Raw genomic sequence first — 18,795 nt, 5'->3', positions numbered from 1 at the left:
GCAAGGAAAAATGCTATGTCGAGTCGCAAACAAGCGAGACTGGAAGCAAAACAGTTCATTGATACACTCTCGGTACAACCGTACCCCAATTCAAGCAAAGTCTACGTAGAAGGCTCACGTCCAGATATTCGTGTACCAATGCGTGAAATATCACTCGCTGATAGCCTTATTGGAGGCACAAAAGAAGCGCCTATATTCGAACCTAATGAGCCAGTACGCGTTTACGATACGTCGGGTGTATACACAGATCCAGAGCACACCATAGACCTCTATAACGGCTTACCTAAGCTGAGAGAAGGGTGGATTGAAGAGCGCGCCGATACTGAGCTACTTGATGAAGTAAGCTCGGTGTACACCAAAGAACGCTTAGAAGACGAAACACTAGACGATCTTCGTTACGGTAATCTACCACGTATTCGACGTGCCAAAGATGGCCATTGTGTGACTCAATTGCACTATGCTCGCAAAGGTATTATTACCCCAGAAATGGAATATATCGCGCTGCGTGAAAACATGGGGCGTGCCAAGTATCGCGATGAAGTGCTGAATCAACAGCATCCGGGTCAAAGCTTCGGAGCGAACCTACCAAAAGATATTACCGCCGAATTTGTGCGCAAAGAAGTCGCCGAAGGTCGCGCTATTATCCCTTCCAATATTAACCACCCAGAATCCGAACCAATGATCATTGGACGTAACTTTTTGGTCAAAGTGAACGCAAACATTGGTAACTCATCGGTCACTTCTTCGATTGAGGAAGAAGTAGAGAAGCTCGTTTGGGCGACACGTTGGGGTGGAGATACCGTTATGGATCTCTCTACTGGACGTAACATCCACGAAACTCGCGAGTGGATTCTACGTAACAGTCCGGTTCCGATCGGTACCGTACCAATGTATCAAGCGCTCGAGAAAGTGAATGGTGTTGCGGAAAACCTTAACTGGGAAGTGATGCGCGATACCCTGATTGAGCAAGCAGAGCAGGGCGTTGACTACTTTACTATCCATGCCGGTTTACTACTTCGTTATGTGCCAATGACTGCAAAACGCGTTACTGGCATCGTCTCTCGTGGTGGTTCTATCATCGCGAAATGGTGTTTAGCGCATCACCAAGAAAGCTTCTTATATACCCACTTCCGAGAGATCTGTGAAATCTGTGCTAAGTACGATGTCGCACTATCTCTTGGTGATGGTCTGCGTCCTGGCTCGGTTGCTGATGCTAACGACGAAGCGCAATTTGCAGAGCTTCGTACCCTTGGTGAGTTAACCAAGATAGCGTGGGAATATGACGTACAGGTGATTATCGAAGGTCCTGGTCATGTTCCAATGCACATGATCAAAGAGAATATGGAAGAGCAGTTGGAGCACTGTCATGAAGCTCCTTTCTATACGCTTGGTCCGCTCACGACAGACGTCGCTCCTGGTTACGACCATATTACTTCAGGTATTGGCGCAGCCATGATTGGTTGGTATGGCTGTGCGATGCTTTGCTACGTAACTCCGAAAGAGCATCTTGGCTTACCAAACAAAGAAGATGTGAAAGTAGGAATGATCACTTATAAGCTTGCTGCGCACGCCGCTGATTTAGCGAAGGGACACCCAGGCGCACAAGTGCGTGATAACGCGCTTTCTAAAGCTCGCTTCGAGTTCCGCTGGGAAGACCAATTCAACTTATCACTCGACCCTGATACCGCGCGCGCTTTCCATGACGAAACCTTGCCTCAAGAGTCTGGAAAAGTTGCCCACTTCTGTTCGATGTGCGGGCCAAAGTTCTGCTCGATGAAGATCTCGCAAGAGGTTCGAGAGTATGCGAAAGACACAGAGCAAGTTGCTGCGGACCAAGCTATCTCAATCAAAATGCTGGATGACCCTCTTGAGGGGATGCGTCAGAAATCGCAAGAATTTAGAGAGTCAGGTTCTGAGCTATACCACCCAGCAGCACATGCCGAGGTAAGTGACTAATGAGCAAAATCCTTATTCCGTCATCGTTGATTGAACTGACAGGTTTAGTTCAGCAATGTTTGTTGTTGGCGAAAGAACAGGGTTTTAGCATCGAAGACATTGAGTTGGGTGTGAGCCCAACTCAATCTATTCAGCTTGTTCTCGGCCAACAGACCACACACATAACGACTGATCTCATTGATGATTATGACTCTGAGCATGAGAGTTCATTTGTGCTCTATTACCGTTCTGCTTTGTCGGTAGAAGCGTGCGCTAAGCAACCGTCGAAAGCGATTCATATTGGCATTGCTGATACGCAGGTATCCGATGAAAAGGAGAAAGTGCTTCAGCTTGATATCTGGCGTCACCCAATTAACAACGAAGTGAGAGCGCTTTCCGTTAAGTCCAAATTCAACGCAATGTTCGATCCTGAACATCACCTTGCTTGGATAGTAACGCTGACAGTACTCGATTTTCCTATCGAAGATGCGTTAACACTTGCTCGAGGAATGCTAACTCAACAAGCGAATGTTTCACGTGAAACACTGTTGAATGACAACCTTGGTGAGGGAAGATCTACTCAGTGGGCTGACCAATTTGATGATTTCCCCACACCTGTACTAGAGGATAACCGGCTAGGTATTCAAGTTGGTTGGTCTGCACAAGGTGAGAGCGTTAGCTTTCCAACTCTAACTAAGCAAAGTCTAGGGCTCTATCCAGTCGTTGATGATGTTGCTTGGATTGAGCGTCTACTGCCACTAGGCATCAACACTATTCAACTGCGAATCAAGAACCCACAACAAGCCGATTTAGAACAACAGATCATTCGAGCAATTGAGCTAGGCCGTCAGTATCAAGCACAAGTGTTCATCAATGACTATTGGCAGTTGGCAATCAAGCATGGCGCTTATGGCGTTCACCTAGGACAAGAAGACATAGAAGAATCGAATTTGGCTCAGATAACTAAAGCCGGCATTCGTCTTGGTCTTTCTACTCATGGTTATTACGAACTACTGCGCATCGTGCAAATTCATCCTAGCTACATCGCACTAGGGCATATTTTCCCAACCACCACAAAACAGATGCCATCGAAACCACAAGGTTTGGTGCGCTTGGCTTTGTATCAAAAGCTGATTGATAGCATTCCTTATACAAATACAGAGGCTGCTTTCAGACCTTCAAAAGACAAAGAAGTAAGTGACTATGTGCTTGGCTTTCCGACGGTTGCGATTGGTGGTATCGACCAATCTAATGCTGACCAAGTTTGGCTAACAGGTGTTTCTAGTTTGGCAGTTGTGCGAGCTATTACGTTGGCAGAATCACCTCAGTCCGTCATCGAGTTCTTTGCACAACTGATGAAAGAAAGACAGCTAACGTTCACTGATCAGAATAATGAATTGGCGGATACCAAGAGAGGCGAGCATGCTCACGGATAAGCAGTTTCTTCGCTATCAGCGCCAAGTCGCTCTGCCTGAAATTGCCGAAATTGGGCAAGAACGTTTGAGTAAATCGCATGTGCTGATCATCGGTTGTGGTGGGTTAGGGAGCGCAGCGAGTTTGTACTTGGCATCAGCGGGGGTTGGTAAATTGGTTGTGGTTGATGACGATAAAGTTGATAGCAGTAACCTACAACGTCAGATCATTTATCGTGAACAAGACCTCCAAGTTGCGAAAACAAAAGCGACTGTAAAGCAATTGACTGAACTTAATTCTATGGTTCAAGCTCGTGCTATCAATAAGCGATTAGACAAAGCACAGCTGCAGCTTGAGGTGATGCTAGCGGATGTGGTGCTCGACTGCACCGATAACATGCCAACGCGTCAGCTAATTAACCAAGTTTGTTTCGAGCAAAATACGCCGCTCATCTCGGCGGCGGCAATTGGTTGGCAAGGGCAATTCGCTGTCTTTGATTACCAAACACCAAGTGAACAAGAAGCGCAGAGTAAAGCGTGTTACCGCTGTTTGTATCCGTTCGACGAATTACCGCAAACGCAAAAGTGCAGTGAGAGCGGTGTCGTCGGTCCGGTGGTCGGCACACTTGGTAACTACCAAGCGATAGCAGCAATTCAAAAACTGGCGACGGGAAAGTTTCATGTCGAGACTGCCAAGTTGCATCTGTTTGATGGGTTGAAACTGCAATGGCAAACCATGGCGATAAGCAAAGATAAACAGTGCCAAGTGTGTGCTCAGATTTAGCTTGTGAGTAATGGGCAGAATTAAGAGAGTTGGAAGCAATGACGTTATCAGAACAACAAACAACACAAATGACCGCTGCTGACTTAGATGTGATCACTATTGTCATCAATGACCAGTCACATCAAGTTGCCAGTGAGTCGAATCTACAGCAAATCATTAGTCAATTTGCGCTGCCTGAAATGGGCTGTGTTTTTGCAATTAATAACAATGTTGTGCCACGCAGTGAGTGGGCTAGCACAGTTCTTTCACAGGGAGATAGCATCTCTTTGTTTCAAGCGATCGCAGGGGGTTAAAGTCGATGCTTAAAATTGGTGATAAACAATTCGAATCAAGACTGTTCACGGGAACAGGGAAATTTGCCAGCAGCCGATTAATGGCAGAAGCGATTCAAGTATCGGGTTCTCAACTTGCGACCATGGCGTTGAAGCGTGTGGATGTGAATGACCAACAAGACGATATTTTGCTGCCGCTAGTAAAAGCGGGGGTGAACTTATTGCCAAACACATCAGGAGCAAAGAATGCTAAAGATGCTGTGTTTGCAGCACAATTGGCGAGAGAAGCGTTGGGTACTAACTGGTTAAAACTAGAAATTCATCCAGACCCGAAGTACTTGATGCCCGATCCAATTGAGACACTAGCAGCCGCTGAGCAACTGGTTCGTGAGGGTTTCATTGTCCTTCCTTACTGTCATGCTGACCCGGTTCTATGTAAACGATTGGAAGAAGTGGGTTGTGCAGCGGTCATGCCATTAGGTGCGCCGATCGGTTCTAACAAAGGGATAGTTTCTCACGACTTCTTAGAGATCATTATCGACCAAGCTAATGTTCCTGTGGTTGTGGATGCGGGTATTGGTGCTCCTTCACATGCCGCACGTGCGATGGAAATGGGCGCGGATGCCGTGCTCGTCAATACTGCGATTGCAGCTTCGAGCGATCCTGTTGCGATGGCGAAGGCATTTAAGTTGGCGGTAGAGTCGGGGCGTATGGCTTATGAAGCCGGACTTGCTGGTAAGGTTTCTCATGCGATTGCGTCGAGTCCACTGACGTCATTCCTAGATGAGCTTTAGTCCTAGATTGGTTTAGCTATTAAGCGAGGAAAACATGAGCTTCGTTGAACAATTTAAACAGCTGAATTGGGATGACATTTCGATGTCGATCTACGCGAAAACGGCACAAGATGTCGAGCGAGCATTGAATAAACCCAAGCGTGATTTGGAAGACTTTAAAGCGCTAATTTCACCAGCGGCTGAAGCGTACTTAGAGCAAATGGCGCAGCTGTCATACTCGGCAACTCGTAAGCGCTTTGGTAATACCATGTCGCTTTACATTCCATTATACCTCTCTAACTTGTGCGCCAATGCTTGTACTTATTGTGGCTTCTCGATGGAGAACAGAATCAAGCGTCGTACCTTGAATAGGGACGAAGTGGCAGCAGAAGTTGAAGCCATTAAACGCATGAAATTCGATAGCGTATTGCTGGTGACTGGCGAACACGAAACCAAAGTGGGCATGAAATACTTCCGTGAAATGGTGCCGATGATTAAGAAGCGCTTTAACTATTTAGCGATGGAAGTACAGCCACTTGATCAAGACGAATACGCTGAGCTCAAGACATTGGGTTTGGATGCGGTGATGGTCTATCAAGAAACGTATCACCCTTCGACTTACGCCGAGCACCATTTGCGTGGTAATAAGATGGATTTTGAATACCGATTGGATACACCCGATCGTCTTGCAAAGGCGGGCATCGATAAGATCGGTATTGGTGCTTTAATAGGGTTGGAAGAGTGGCGAACAGATTGTTTTTATGTGGCAGCGCACTTGGACTATCTTGAGCGCACATATTGGCAGACTCGTTACTCAATTTCTTTCCCACGTTTACGTCCTTGTAAGGGCGCGCTCCAACCCAAATCAGTCATGACGGATAAACAGCTTGTGCAGTTGATCTGCGCTTATCGCTTGTTGAATCCAGAAGTGGAGTTGTCATTATCGACTCGTGAATCACCAAAGTTCAGAGACAATGCATTACCGTTAGGTATCACCAGTATGTCTGCTGCATCTAAAACTCAGCCGGGTGGTTATGCGATGGATGATGTTGAACTCGAGCAGTTTGAGATCAGTGATGAGCGAAGTGCTGGTTCTGTGGAAGATATGATTCGAGCCAAAGGCTTTGATCCTGTATGGCGAGATTGGCACTCGGCGTATTCTGGTTAATCAGCAAATAAAGACACTGGTCATCGTTATGTTTCACGTGAAACATAAGTAAAGAAAAGAGGGTTGATGCAAAACATCAACCCTCTACTTTTTTCTAGCTTCTAGCTTCTAGCTTCTAGCTTCTAGCTGTGTGCTACTGGTAGCGTTGCTTGACGAAGCCACTCTTTCACATCACCTTCAACAAGTGGGCTGATCTCATCCCATACTTTCTGATGGTAATCATTCAGCCAAGCAAGTTCTGGACGAGTTAGCATATCAACGTTGATATTGCGCTTGTCGATTGGACAGCGCGTTAGCGACTCAAATGACAGAACAGGGAAGTCACCGTTAGTTGGGGTTTCAACAACAAGCTCTAGGTTCTCAATACGGATACCAAACGCATCTGCACGGTAGTAACCTGGCTCGTTGGATAGCACCATGCCTTCTGTTAAAGGCACGTCGATTTGCTTCTTCGAAATGCTTGCTGGACCTTCATGAACACTTAGGAAGTGACCAACACCGTGACCAGTACCGTGATCGTAATCGTAGCCTTCCGCCCATAGGTGCTGACGAGCTAGCGTATCGATTTGGTAACCACGTGTGCCTTTCGGGAAACGTGCACGAGCAACACCGATGTGACCTTTTAGTGCGAGAGTGAATTGTTTAATCATCTCTTGTGAAGGCTGACCGATCGCAATTGTACGCGTGATGTCTGTCGTGCCATCTAGGTACTGACCGCCTGAATCCACTAGGTAAAGTGTGTTCAGTTCTAGCTTGCCAGGTTCAGGTTGGTTCTCGTGATTATAGTGACACATCGCCGCGTTGCCACCTGCTGCCGAGATAGTATCGAAGCTAAGATCCATAAGTGTCGGGTCTTCGCTACGGAACGCTTCCAGTTTGTCTGCCAGCGTCGCTTCATCATGCAGGTTACCAGCAGCGACTTCAGCATCTAACCAAGACAGGAACTTACTCATCGCTACGCCATCGCGGATATGACATGCTTTCATGCCTGCGATTTCAACTGCGTTCTTTGCTGCTTTTGGCATTAGGCATGGATCAGCTTTACTCACCACAGATGCGCCAGCGTTTTGTAGAACCAGCTTAAACCACGCGTTACTTGTCGCAGGGTCAACCAGTACATTCTTGCCAGTTAGGTTTTCTAGTCGTGCTTGCAATGCTTCTGGGTGATGAACCGTCACGCCGGCACCAACATGAGCGTCAAACTCAGCAGGTAGGCGAGCAGGATCTAGGAAGTATTCCACGCTTGAGTCTGAGTGCAGAATCGCGTGAGAAAGCAGAACTGGTAGACGTGAGACATCTAGACCACGAACGTTGAGCAACCAACAGATAGAATCAAGTGCTGTGATCACTGCGCTGTCTGCACCGGCTTTTTTCACGAGCTCTGCGATTTCTTGGCGTTTGCTTTCACTTGATTGTCCAACTGTTTCTGTTGCCATTAGGCGAACATCAGAAACCACAGGAGCAGGGCGGTCGTGCCACAGTTCATCAATTGGGTTGCTATCGAGAATCTTAAGCTCAAGGGCACCTGCAAGTTTTGCTTGTGCCATGTCTAGCCAAGCAGAGTTGTGCATGCGAGGGTCGATTGCCACAGACGCGCCATTTGCAAGATGGTCTTTAATCCAATCTAGTGCAGGCTCTTCAATCAAGTGACGGTATTCGAATAGATCAGCAGGAACCTGCTTTGTTACTTGTACTGTGTAGCGACCATCAACAAAGATAGCGGCTTTGTCTTTGGTGATTACCGCAGCACCAGCAGAACCGGTAAAGCCAGTTAGCCAATGTAAACGCTCGTTGTGCGCTGGTACGTATTCACCCAAGTACTCGTCTTCATGAGGGACAAGTAGGGCATCAATATTATGTTGTGCTAGCCATTCGCGAATTGCATTCACGCGGCTTTGGGTATCGTTGTGCATCTGTGTTATTCCTTCAAATTACCGCTCCTTCATGCTCAGGTGTGGGAGCTGTTTCCATCTGCTTCATGCAGTTTACGATTCCATTGAGGTTCGCAATCACTTCAATAGAGTCGGAGTACAACTAGGCCATAGATGAGCCAAAAAGGACTACGACAGTTAAGCTACTCATTTTAGCCGCTAAGCGCAAATTGAGCGCGGTGTTTTTATCTAAGGTGATCGGTTTTTTGTGTGATCATCGTACGTAGCCAGCCTAATGCAGGGTCGTTTTCTCTGTCTCGGTGCCAGAATAAAGTGTAAGCCATAGGTGGGAATTCTAACGGTAGTGGCAGCACGACCAAATCAAGCTGTTTGGCCGCAAGTTGCACAAAATGACTTGGCGCAGTAAAGATAAAGTCGGTGTATGAACATAAACTTGCGGCACTGTTAAAGTCGGGCACAGTGACGGCAATATCGCGGTCGGCGCCAATATCTGCAAGGCGATAATCCAGCAACCAACGGTCGTTGCCATCACAACGTACTTGTACATGGCGTAGGGCGAGATAGGCTTCCAGATTCCAAGGTTGTTTTAGCGCAGGGTGGTTTTTGCGAATAATGCACATTTGGTAATCACGATAAATTTCCAACTCGCAAATGTCATCGGGTGGGTGAAGAGTCAGCTTGGCATCGTTTATATCGATATCTTTTCCAGTTAAGCCTAAATCCAGTTCGCCGCGTTGAAGCATTTTAAATGTATTATCCGACCACGGGTGTGTGCTGATTGTCACGCCAGGTGCTTGTTGAAAAATCGCCGGTAAGAAATGGGGTAGAATGAGAGGGTAGACACTCTCTACCGCTGCTATTTGAAAACGGTATTCACTGCTTTGCGGAGAAAACTCTTCGGGTTGAGTCAGCACTTCTAACTGATTTATCAACAGATCCAGTTTCGGTTTAAGAAACAATGCGCGCGGCGTAGGTGTTAATCCATGTGAGTTTCGAGTGAAAAGAGGGTCATCAAATTGAATGCGCAGTTTAGCCAGTGATTTACTTACGGCAGATTGGCTTAAGCACAATCGGTGGGCCGCACGAGTAACGTTTAACTCTTCAATCAGCACTTTAAAGCAGACCAATAGATTTAAATCGATACGAGCCAGTTTTTCGACATTCACAGTGAATTTCCTCTGAGGAATAATGCTCATGATTATACATCATTTCCATTCATATCATCAGATGATTAAGCTTTACCCAAAGTTCTTTATCCAATTCGGAGTGTTGTGTGTCTAGCCAGTTTTCTAATAGTAAAAAACAGATGGCGTTATTGACCCTTTTGGTTCTTTTTAGTCCTTTAGCGATTGATATTTATCTACCTGCTTTACCTCTTATTGCTTCCACTTTTCAGGTCGATAATGCGCTAGCACAAGACACGATCACTTGGTTCTTATTTGCTATGGGTGTTGGTCAGCTATTCGCAGGTCCCTTAGCAGATAAACTCGGACGTCGAACTGTTGCATTGGGCGGTATCACCATTTACGCGATGAGCGCTTTATTGGCGTGGAGTGCTCAAAATATTGAGTGGATGTTGGTTTCCCGACTGCTACAAGGCTTAGGTGCGTGTGCGACATCGGTAGCAGCCTTTGCAACAGTTCGCGATATCTTTGGCCCGGAAAAAAGCGGCAAAATGATCAGCTACCTTAACGGTGCGATTTGTTTCATTCCGGCTTTAGCTCCAATTCTAGGTAGCTGGTTAACTCAGCAATTTGACTGGCGTGCTAACTTTAGCTTTATGGCGGGTTTTGCTGTGGTGTCTGGATCATTGATGTTTTTCATGATGAAAGAGACTAACCCGTCAACAGAAAAGCAAGCCGTGTTTAAGCTTAGTCGGTATTGGGCAGTGCTTAGCACACCATCTTTTGTTTTCCATGCGTCATTATGCTTGATGGCGATGGCGGTTATTCTTGCTTACGTTACCTCAGCACCGTCGGTATTGATGACGGGGATGGGGCTGTCGATGAATGAATTCACTTTCTGGTTTGGTGTGAATGCGGTGATAAACATTGCGGCATGTATGCTGGCGCCTAAGTTTATGGAGCGCGTTGGAACTCACAACACCTTGGTCACCGGGATCTCAACTCTGGGTCTCGCAGGTGTGATCATGCTAGTGATGAATGGTCAGAATACCGCGCTTTCTTTCATGTTACCTATCTTTATGTCTTCTGTAGGTTTTGCATTCATTCTGGGTGCAGCGGCAGGGAAAGCGTTAGAACCGTTTGGTGATAAGGCGGGCACGGCAGCTGCACTGCTTGGATTGTTCCAAATGAGTGGCTCTGGTTTGTTGGTGGGTACACTGCAACGCTTATCTCTGGATCCACAAACCTTGATTGCAATTCATATGTGGGTCCTATTACCTGCGTTGGTCGTTCTGTTTACAAAAGCAGGGAAGAACTGGCACTCGAGCTTTGCGAAAGCGTAAATCAGTGTAATTTAGTATTTTCCAATGTAAGTAAGGCGTGTATATTTGTCACTCAGACTTTTCCTGACACCATAACGGAACTCAAAAAGTAATGTCGTTAACCACGTATGAAATGGCTCGTATTCTAGAGCAAATGGAAGATTCACCAGAAAAGGTGATGTTTGGCAAGTTGCTTAATGAGCTGGGTAATCAAAGCTCCGAGCGTATTCGTAGTGCGGCTAAACAAGTACCTCTGCCAATTTTGCGTGATATCGTGTACCAATTTCAGCAAGTGATTGAGTCACGCAAAGATGAACAAGTCGAGCAGATGGCAAAAGACCTCGCTCAGCAAGGTATCTCAGCAGAAGAGCTACTGGCTTACTTGAATAAATAATAAAAAATCCCCGCATGATGCGGGGATTTTTTTAGCTCGTCATTTTCTTTTTCAGGATGTGGTCCAAAGACAGCGGTCCTGGCCCCCATACGATTACGATAAGAATCATCAATCCCCAAAGTTGGTGGTCATAAAAACCTTTCTCCCACAACAGTGGGTAAGAGATCACTGCGATGATGTTGAACACAAACAGCATTGCTGCCATCGGGCGGGTAATCAATCCCAGTGCCAAGAACACCGGTAGAACCAACTCCGCAGCCGTACCTAAATAAGCCGCCAATTCCCATGGCAAGATTGGCACTTGGTATTCCAGCTCAAATAAGTACAACGTGCTATCCCAAGACGAGATTTTGATTAGTCCTGAATTGAAGAACACCCAAGCAACCCAAAAGCGGCAAAAGAGAAGTAGTAAAGGGACAAAGCCTGCTTGTAAGGTACTGATTAAATCGTCATACCGATTCACTAAGTTTTTAACCGTATCCTTCATAGAGTGCTCCTTAGATTGATTGCAATGTAAAGCCGTCAACAATATCGAGTGCCATGATGCGATTGAGATGAGCGAGTAAAACTTCAGGTATTTCGCTCAAACTCTGCTTCTGCTCTAAACATTGCAGCAGTTGGAACACATCAGCATCGAGTGCATGACACAAGGCTTCTCCATTGGCTTGAATCGAGATGACACCTTGCTGTAATTGGTTGATATTAAGTTGTTCGAATTGCCCAGTTTGAATCGCGCTAAATAGATCGAATACTGCGTAGTTGGAGTCAAAGCTGCGGCAGCCCTTTTTAAGGTGTAAGACTAAAGTGGGTTGTTGCTCTTCACTCACTTCGCCAAGTAACGCAAGCGGTTTTAATTCCGCTGCATTGGATTGCTCATACTGTGCTTGACGAGCTAGGTCGATATGCCACTCGAAGCGTGCGACTTCAGGGCTGTAAGGTGCTTGTGCGATCACCTGACTGAACTGCATGATGGTGTCTTGAAAGCCTTCGCCATAATGCACCACATTTCCTTCTTCTAATGGGTAAGAAAGAACATGCTGGCGAGCTATCTGCTCAAAGCATTCTTCACCAAGCAGCGCTTCAACCATCGGGTAGGTCGCGGATAATACCTCGCTTAAGCTGACGATAAAGTTATTGCGGTAAATCTGCATGCGTTCATCAGCGGTAAACTCATCACTGGCTATATCGCAGTCTTCACCGAGTGCTTGGTAGTGCAGGGCTTTAGCAAACTGGCTTTGTAAGGTGGCTAGATTCATGATGCCTTCCTTGGTTTGCTTTGTTCACTTGGGAGTCTGCCCTGTAATAACAGTTGCGATGCTTTCTGCGCTTCTCCGAGCAAGACTTCTGGCGCAGGGATATCCAAGTCCCATTCAATCAATGCATGACGTGGACCATGTTTTTTTGTCCACTGCGCGAACAGTTGCCAAACTTCATCGCTAACTGGGCGGCTATGGGTATCAATCCATATCTCACCTTTGTCGAGTTGTTTGATAGTAAAACCTGCCAAGTGAATCTCATCCACTTTGTCGGCTGGAATTGCATCTAGGTATGTGTCGCAATCAAAACCGTGGTTGAATGCCGAAACATAAACATTGTTTAAATCGAGCAATAAACGACAGTCAGTGCGCTTTTGCACTTCGGTAAGGAACTCCCATTCGCTGATGGTCGAATGTTGAAACTTCACATAACTAGATGGGTTCTCTATCAAGATCTCGCGTTGCAAATAATCCTGCACTTCATTCACGTTACGAGTGAACACGTTGAGCGCTTCTTCCGTATACGGAAGTGGAAGCAGGTCATTAAAGTAGTGACCGCCGTTTTCACTCCAACTCAAATGGTCAGAAACAAGAATCGGGTCGATTGAGTCAATCAGCGCTTTAAGTTGAGCAAGGTGCTTTTGATTCACACGTTCCACCGAACCTAATGACAGACCAATGCCGTGACAGCTAATTTGATATTGCTCGCGTAATGCTTGTAATTGATTGCGCTCTGCAGCGTTGGGTTGAAAATAGTTTTCACTGTGGATTTCTAACCAAGATAACTCGGGTTTGTTTTGGCTAAAGTAATCGAGGTGAGGGGTTCTCAATCCAACTCCAACAAGGTCGTGGAAGGTGTGGTGTTTCACGTGAAACTCCTTTTCAAATCGTGCGGGAAGAAAAGGATGCGTCTTGGCTTTGCGTTGGTTGAGCGTCAACGCATCCTCACAATAGCTAGCGATAAAAGATTATGAAGAAGAAGTGCTACCGCCAGCGAGTTTGTCACAAAGACCTTTTGGTACGACTACGAATGCGTCTTTTTGGTTATCTTCTTTAGAAGTACCAGCGCATGAGCTGCTTTTTGTTGCACAGTCGTTTTTACCTGCTTTAGAAACGCCATAGCACTTTTCTTTTTCAGCAGCGACAACTGGAGCTGCAGTTAGCATTGTGCCACCAAGAGCTAGAAGACCAGTAACAGCAGCAGTAACAGCTAGATTCGACTTTTTCATAATAAATTCCTCTGAATGATTTCCTTTACTTTAAGTTGGCAAGATGAATCGCCTGTTTTGGCGTTTTTGTTATCAACTTGCTTAACTTAAAAGATAGGAAACTGGCTAAAAAACTTTCAGAAAAATTTATGAAGCAAATGGGTTGTAGGGTTAAATAGGTATAACTAATTGATGTGTTGGGCAAAAAAACATCGATTTTTTTATCAAGTTTTGTCTAAACAGCACCCGGTTGTTTAGGTTATAATCGGTTTTTATGTATAAATAACCAGTAGCTCTCATCATGATGGATCCATCTCTATTACTCGACGGTTTGAACGATAAACAACGTGAAGCCGTTGCAGCACCTCTAGAAAACTTGCTCGTTCTTGCTGGCGCAGGAAGTGGTAAGACACGCGTTCTTGTTCACCGTATCGCTTGGCTGATGTCGGTCGAGCAAGCTTCTCCGTTTTCAATCATGTCGGTAACCTTTACCAATAAGGCGGCGGCAGAGATGCGTGGACGTATCGAAGAGCTAATGATGGGCAGTTCAGGCGGTATGTGGAATGGTACTTTCCACGGCATTTGTCACCGTATTCTGCGTGCACACTATCTTGATGCGAAGCTACCGGAAGATTTCCAAATCATCGACAGTGACGACCAACAGCGTCTGCTAAAGCGTTTGATCAAAGCGCAAAACCTCGATGAGAAGCAATGGCCAGCACGCCAAGTGGCATGGTGGATTAACGGCAAGAAAGACGAAGGTCTGCGCCCGTCGCACATTGATGCGTACCATGATCCAGTAACCAAGACATATCTGCAGTTGTACACCGCTTACCAAGAAGCGTGTGATCGTGCTGGTTTAGTCGATTTTGCGGAAATCTTGCTGCGCGCACATGAGCTACTGCGTGATAACAAGTTCGTTCGTGAACACTACCAAGCACGCTTTAAGCACATCTTGGTCGATGAGTTCCAAGATACCAACAACATTCAATATGCTTGGCTACGTATGATGGCGGGTCCTGAGTGTCACGTGATGATCGTAGGTGATGACGACCAGTCGATTTATGGTTGGCGTGGTGCAAAAGTCGAGAACATTGAGAAGTTTACGCTCGAATTCCCAAGCGTGAATACCATTCGTCTTGAGCAAAACTACCGTTCCACTAAGACCATTCTGGAAGCATCTAACACCCTGATTGCGAATAACACCGAGCGTATGGGTAAAGAGTTGTGGACGGATGGCGTGGTCGGTGAGCCTATCTCGGTTTACAGCGCTTACAACGAATTAGATGAAGCCCGTTTTGCGGTGAACAAAATCAAAGAGTGGCAAGACAAGGGCGGTGCTCTGAATGACGCTGCGATGCTTTACCGTAACAACGCCCAGTCGCGTGTTCTGGAAGAAGCGTTAATTCAAGCCGGTCTGCCTTACCGTATCTACGGCGGCATGCGATTCTTCGAACGTCAGGAAATCAAAGATGCCTTGAGCTACATGCGTCTGATTGCCAACCGTAACGATGATGCGGCGTTTGAACGTGTGGTGAATACGCCAACGCGTGGTTTGGGTGATAAGACGCTTGAAACCATCCGTTTTGCGGCTCGTGACCGTGGTTGCACTATGTGGGAAGCGAGTGTGGCAATGTTGGACGAGAAGGTGCTTGCTGGTCGCGCTGCTGGTGCTCTGAGCCGTTTTATCGAGCTTGTCACCGCGCTAGAAGACGACACCTTAGAGATGCCGCTGCATCACCAAACTGACCATGTAATTAAATACTCGGGCTTGTTCGCGATGTACGAGCAAGAGAAGGGCGAAAAGTCTAAGGCACGTATTGAGAACTTGGAGGAATTGGTGACCGCAACTCGCCAATTCGAGAAACCAGAAGAAGCCGAAGACATGTCACTGCTGACGGCATTCCTAACCCACGCAGCACTAGAAGCGGGCGAAGGACAAGCGGACGAATTTGAAGATGCGGTTCAGCTCATGACATTACACAGTGCGAAAGGTCTAGAGTTCCCATTGGTGTTTATGGTCGGTGTGGAAGAAGGCATGTTCCCAAGCCAAATGTCGGCAGAAGAAGCAGGGCGCTTAGAAGAAGAACGCCGTCTGTGTTACGTAGGCATGACCCGTGCAATGCAGAAACTGTACATCACTTATGCTGAAATGCGTCGTTTGTACGGTCAGGATAAATACCATAAACCGTCTCGCTTTATCCGTGAACTGCCAGAAACTTGTTTAGATGAAGTACGAATGAAGGCGCAAGTTAGCCGTCCTTCAAGCAGTGGTCGATTTAGCCAAACTGTTGTGAAAGAGAGCTTTAATGAAACCGGCTTTACGCTAGGTTCTCGTGTGATGCATCCAAAGTTTGGTGAAGGCACCATCATCAACTTCGAAGGCAGTGGTCCACAAAGCCGTGTACAGATTGCCTTTAACGGTGAAGGCATCAAATGGTTGGTAACTGCTTACGCACGACTAGAGAAACTGTAAGACTTGACCAAAACTCATACCAATCGTAGTAAATAACTGGTCATTCTAGCTTGTTAAAATACTCGATAACTGCGTTGCAATTTTTGATTGTAGAATAACTACTTATCGAAAAATTGCGCCTTGTTCTCAAGCATTTTCCCTACGCTATTTCTGATCACTTATTTACTGTGATTGGTATCATCAACTTAAGAGCTGCTTCGGCGGCTCTTTTTGTTTGTGCAGTTTTGGTGTCGCTAACGCAGTAAAAAATGGAATGATAAATGGAGTACAAAAGCGCGACTTAACGATGCCGTTTGAAGTGAAAGGTGGGCGTTGTGGGTGAATGCCTGTTTTCAGCAGATCTACTGAGAAAAACTTTAGGCAAAGAAAAACCCCGAGGGCTTGCGCCCATCGGGGTTATAGTCTTACTCGCAGCAATCCGGCTACTAAGAGTGCTCCATGCATCTAATCCATGATAGTGTGCTGAATCCGTCAGCTTAATCCTTACGTCGCCTTCCTAGCGGTGTCCTTAATGACCTTATCCTGGTCTGCTAACTATCCTCGTTAGCTCTCATCACTTGCTCCCTGAGCGGTGTCCCTGACATCATCCTGATGTTCAAATCCTTGCCTCGTCCAGAGGTGTCCATTTCCCGTCCTTAGTAGCAACCATCCTAGTCACTATTGATTCCGTTCAATGTCCAATTTTGCAATCCATGCCCGACTATTCATCCTGAATAACCGTTTCTTCTTCCTGAAGTTCACCAAGTCCGTGGTGTTTCCTGTTCCGTGTCAGCATCCTTCCGACAGGTTTAATATTACGTGTTTAACGATTTCCAACAACGGGCTAATCTCACATTTTTTTACTCTCTTAGCGTTCAAAAAAGATACATGAGTATTAAATTCAATGGCTTATGCGCTTTGCTGTACGGTTTTACCATTAAAAAAGAGAGGTTTGCTCAACCCTTTGTGAGAGATCTCGCACAAGGGGTCGAGCGAAAGACTCTTACTGCCCGATAGCGGCACCTTCACGTCTTGGATCCGCAGCGCCTTCAAGACCGTCTTTTGTTATTCGTATCGCATGCAGACCAGAGTTCAAATCCCGAACATCGGTTTTAAAGCCCATCTTCTCCAGAGCAGGCTGTAAGCCCTCTGCGGCGGTACCTTGCTCAATATCTAAGGTGCCAAAACGGTTCAGCAATCGTGGCTGATTAATCGCGCTTTGGATGTCCATATCCCATTGCGTGTGGGCGATAATGGCTTGTGCGACGTAACCAATAATGCGGCTGCCACCCGGTGAGCCAATTGCCATGTAAGGCTTGTCATCCTTCATCATAATGGTTGGTGCCATAGATGAACGTGGGCGTTTGCCCGGTTCTAATCGGTTTGCGATTGGCACACCATCTTGATGCGTGCGGAAAGAGAAATCGGTCAGTTCGTTATTGAGCAAGAAGCCGCGTACCATCAAGCGTGAGCCAAAGGCGTTCTCGATGGTTGTTGTCATTGAAACCACATTGCCTTGCTTATCGACGATATTGAAATGGCTGGTGGAAGGCAGCTCGATCGATTGGTCCATGCTTAAGTTCATGGCGTGCGACCAAGGAGGATTACCGGCTTCAGCCTTACTCAAGGCTTTACCGACTTGAATGAGCTCAGCACGTTGTTTGAGATAATCTTTATCAAGCAAGCCTTCGGTTGGCATTGGCACATAATCTTGGTCAGCCATGTATTTACCACGATCCGCGAACGCAAGGCGCGATGCATCGGCGATCACTTGCCATGATTTCGCGCTTTCGGCTCCCCAACCTTTAAGATCGTATTGCTCGGTGATCGCGAGAATCTGTCCAACCGTCAATGCGCCAGAGCTGGGTGGTCCCATGCCGCAGATGTCATAGCTTTGGTAAGCCGCACAAACCGGTTCACGTTGCTTGATTTGGAACGCATCAAAGTCAGGTTGTGCCAATATGCCAGGATTGCCCGGTGCATTTTGTACGGTCTTGATGATGTCTGTGGCGATATCGCCTTGATAGAAAGCTTTTGCCCCTTGCTCTGCAATTGCCGTCAGAGTTTGCGCGTATTCAGGGTTCTTCAACAACGTGCCTTCGGCTTTTGGTGAGCCGTCTGGATTGAAGAAGTAAGCCTTAGTCGCAGGGAAGCGTGATAGGCGCTTAGCATCTTTCTCAATCAGACTCGCGAGGCGAGGACTGACTTCGAAACCTTGCTCAGCCAAGGTAATCACGGGTTGGATTATCTTCTTCCATTCCAACTTGCCGTATTTCTGGTGCGTGTCCCACAGCAGTTTCACTGTACCAGGAGTGGCAACGGAACGCCCACCGACAACCGCATCGTAAAATTGCAGTGGTTGTCCTTTGTCATCTAGGAAGAGTTTCGGCGTTGCGGCGAGCGGTGCGGTTTCGCGTCCATCATACGTAGTCAGTTTTTGTTTCTCACTGTCCCAATACACTAAGAAGGCGCCACCACCAATGCCTGATGATTGCGGTTCTACCAAGCCCAGCATCAGCTGCACGGCAACCATAGCATCAATAGCATTACCACCTTGGGCAATAACATCCGCACCAGCTTGGGTTGCAATTGGGTTAGCAGCGGTAACCATATAATCTTTCGCTTTGATCAATTGTTTTTGCTCGAAGCCAGTGCTGTGCTCCGGCGCAACCGCATCTGCTGCTTGGTTAGCAAAGACTGAGGTAGATAAGATTAGTGGGGAAGTAAGAAAAAGACCCGTGGTCACGAGTCGGTTGAACGTCCAATGCATGATGACTCTCCATGTTGCCAGTTTTGTGCT

Annotated in this window: 16 protein-coding genes; 9 read left to right on the top strand and 7 right to left on the bottom strand. The window is 46.7% G+C overall.

The features are described from left to right. The first annotated feature begins 15 nt into the window (after nucleotides 1–15). The 6 genes from thiC to thiH are packed head-to-tail and all read left to right on the top strand — an operon-like array spanning nucleotide 16 to nucleotide 6,344. Nucleotides 16–1,956 (top strand): phosphomethylpyrimidine synthase ThiC, encoded by a 1,941-nt coding sequence (thiC, locus tag R7Q47_RS20820; protein WP_053306506.1) that lies wholly within the window; start codon nucleotides 16–18, stop codon nucleotides 1,954–1,956. Next, nucleotides 1,956–3,371, top strand: coding sequence for a thiamine phosphate synthase (locus R7Q47_RS20815; RefSeq protein ID WP_053306507.1), 1,416 nt, complete (start codon nucleotides 1,956–1,958; stop codon nucleotides 3,369–3,371). The genes thiC and R7Q47_RS20815 overlap by 1 nt, the downstream gene beginning before the upstream one ends. Beyond that, the gene (locus R7Q47_RS20810) at nucleotides 3,358–4,131 is read left to right on the top strand and encodes a HesA/MoeB/ThiF family protein (protein WP_054579627.1); all 774 of its coding nucleotides are present in this window, start codon (nucleotides 3,358–3,360) and stop codon (nucleotides 4,129–4,131) included. The genes R7Q47_RS20815 and R7Q47_RS20810 overlap by 14 nt, the downstream gene beginning before the upstream one ends. A 38-nt stretch (nucleotides 4,132–4,169) precedes the next feature. Beyond that, nucleotides 4,170–4,424: a sulfur carrier protein ThiS gene (gene thiS, locus R7Q47_RS20805; protein WP_005378804.1), complete on the top strand. Its 255-nt coding sequence runs from the start codon at nucleotides 4,170–4,172 to the stop codon at nucleotides 4,422–4,424. 5 nt (nucleotides 4,425–4,429) lie between these two features. Beyond that, nucleotides 4,430–5,197 (top strand): thiazole synthase, encoded by a 768-nt coding sequence (locus tag R7Q47_RS20800; protein ID WP_005386235.1) that lies wholly within the window; start codon nucleotides 4,430–4,432, stop codon nucleotides 5,195–5,197. Between the two features lie 34 nt (nucleotides 5,198–5,231). Beyond that, on the top strand, nucleotides 5,232–6,344 hold the full coding sequence (gene thiH / locus R7Q47_RS20795; protein ID WP_005386233.1) for a 2-iminoacetate synthase ThiH: 1,113 nt from the start codon (nucleotides 5,232–5,234) through the stop codon (nucleotides 6,342–6,344). Between the two features lie 122 nt (nucleotides 6,345–6,466). Here thiH and R7Q47_RS20790 read toward each other — a convergent pair whose 3' ends face one another. Then, nucleotides 6,467–8,257 (bottom strand): aminopeptidase P family protein, encoded by a 1,791-nt coding sequence (locus R7Q47_RS20790; protein ID WP_213965899.1) that lies wholly within the window; start codon nucleotides 8,255–8,257, stop codon nucleotides 6,467–6,469. Nucleotides 8,258–8,460: 203 nt separating this feature from the next. Next, on the bottom strand, nucleotides 8,461–9,402 hold the full coding sequence (locus R7Q47_RS20785) for a LysR family transcriptional regulator (protein ID WP_154204948.1): 942 nt from the start codon (nucleotides 9,400–9,402) through the stop codon (nucleotides 8,461–8,463). Between the two features lie 107 nt (nucleotides 9,403–9,509). Here R7Q47_RS20785 and R7Q47_RS20780 point away from each other — a divergent pair, with 107 nt between their 5' ends. Both R7Q47_RS20780 and R7Q47_RS20775 read left to right on the top strand, forming a co-directional pair. After that, the gene (locus tag R7Q47_RS20780; protein WP_005382927.1) at nucleotides 9,510–10,703 is read left to right on the top strand and encodes a multidrug effflux MFS transporter; all 1,194 of its coding nucleotides are present in this window, start codon (nucleotides 9,510–9,512) and stop codon (nucleotides 10,701–10,703) included. 91 nt (nucleotides 10,704–10,794) lie between these two features. After that, complete coding sequence (locus R7Q47_RS20775; RefSeq protein WP_005378786.1) at nucleotides 10,795–11,076, top strand: hypothetical protein; 282 nt, start codon at nucleotides 10,795–10,797, stop codon at nucleotides 11,074–11,076. A gap of 31 nt (nucleotides 11,077–11,107) precedes the next feature. On the opposite strand, the gene R7Q47_RS20770 is transcribed toward R7Q47_RS20775, so the two are convergent. The 4 genes from R7Q47_RS20770 to R7Q47_RS20755 all read right to left on the bottom strand — a co-directional run bounded on the left by R7Q47_RS20770 (nucleotide 11,108) and on the right by R7Q47_RS20755 (nucleotide 13,561). Then, the gene (locus R7Q47_RS20770; protein WP_005382925.1) at nucleotides 11,108–11,563 is read right to left on the bottom strand and encodes a DoxX family protein; all 456 of its coding nucleotides are present in this window, start codon (nucleotides 11,561–11,563) and stop codon (nucleotides 11,108–11,110) included. Between the two features lie 10 nt (nucleotides 11,564–11,573). After that, nucleotides 11,574–12,332 (bottom strand): DNA-binding domain-containing protein, encoded by a 759-nt coding sequence (locus tag R7Q47_RS20765; RefSeq protein WP_154204949.1) that lies wholly within the window; start codon nucleotides 12,330–12,332, stop codon nucleotides 11,574–11,576. Continuing rightward, nucleotides 12,329–13,201: a DUF692 domain-containing protein gene (locus R7Q47_RS20760; RefSeq protein WP_154204950.1), complete on the bottom strand. Its 873-nt coding sequence runs from the start codon at nucleotides 13,199–13,201 to the stop codon at nucleotides 12,329–12,331. Before R7Q47_RS20760 ends, R7Q47_RS20765 begins: the two co-directional genes overlap by 4 nt. Nucleotides 13,202–13,300: 99 nt before the next feature. Beyond that, nucleotides 13,301–13,561: a DUF2282 domain-containing protein gene (locus R7Q47_RS20755; protein ID WP_154204951.1), complete on the bottom strand. Its 261-nt coding sequence runs from the start codon at nucleotides 13,559–13,561 to the stop codon at nucleotides 13,301–13,303. A gap of 280 nt (nucleotides 13,562–13,841) precedes the next feature. On the opposite strand from R7Q47_RS20755, the gene uvrD reads away from it, so the two are divergent. After that, nucleotides 13,842–16,016, top strand: a complete 2,175-nt coding sequence (gene uvrD / locus R7Q47_RS20750) for a DNA helicase II (RefSeq protein ID WP_318089359.1) — start codon at nucleotides 13,842–13,844, stop codon at nucleotides 16,014–16,016. Nucleotides 16,017–16,998: 982 nt separating this feature from the next. Here uvrD and ggt read toward each other — a convergent pair. Then, nucleotides 16,999–18,765, bottom strand: a complete 1,767-nt coding sequence (ggt, locus tag R7Q47_RS20745) for a gamma-glutamyltransferase (RefSeq protein ID WP_318089358.1) — start codon at nucleotides 18,763–18,765, stop codon at nucleotides 16,999–17,001. Nucleotides 18,766–18,795: the final 30 nt, after the last annotated feature.

This window comes from Vibrio sp. Vb0349, from assembly GCF_033338975.1.
Note: the sequence above shows the minus strand (reverse complement) of the source record. Positions and strands in the feature narration are given on the sequence as shown.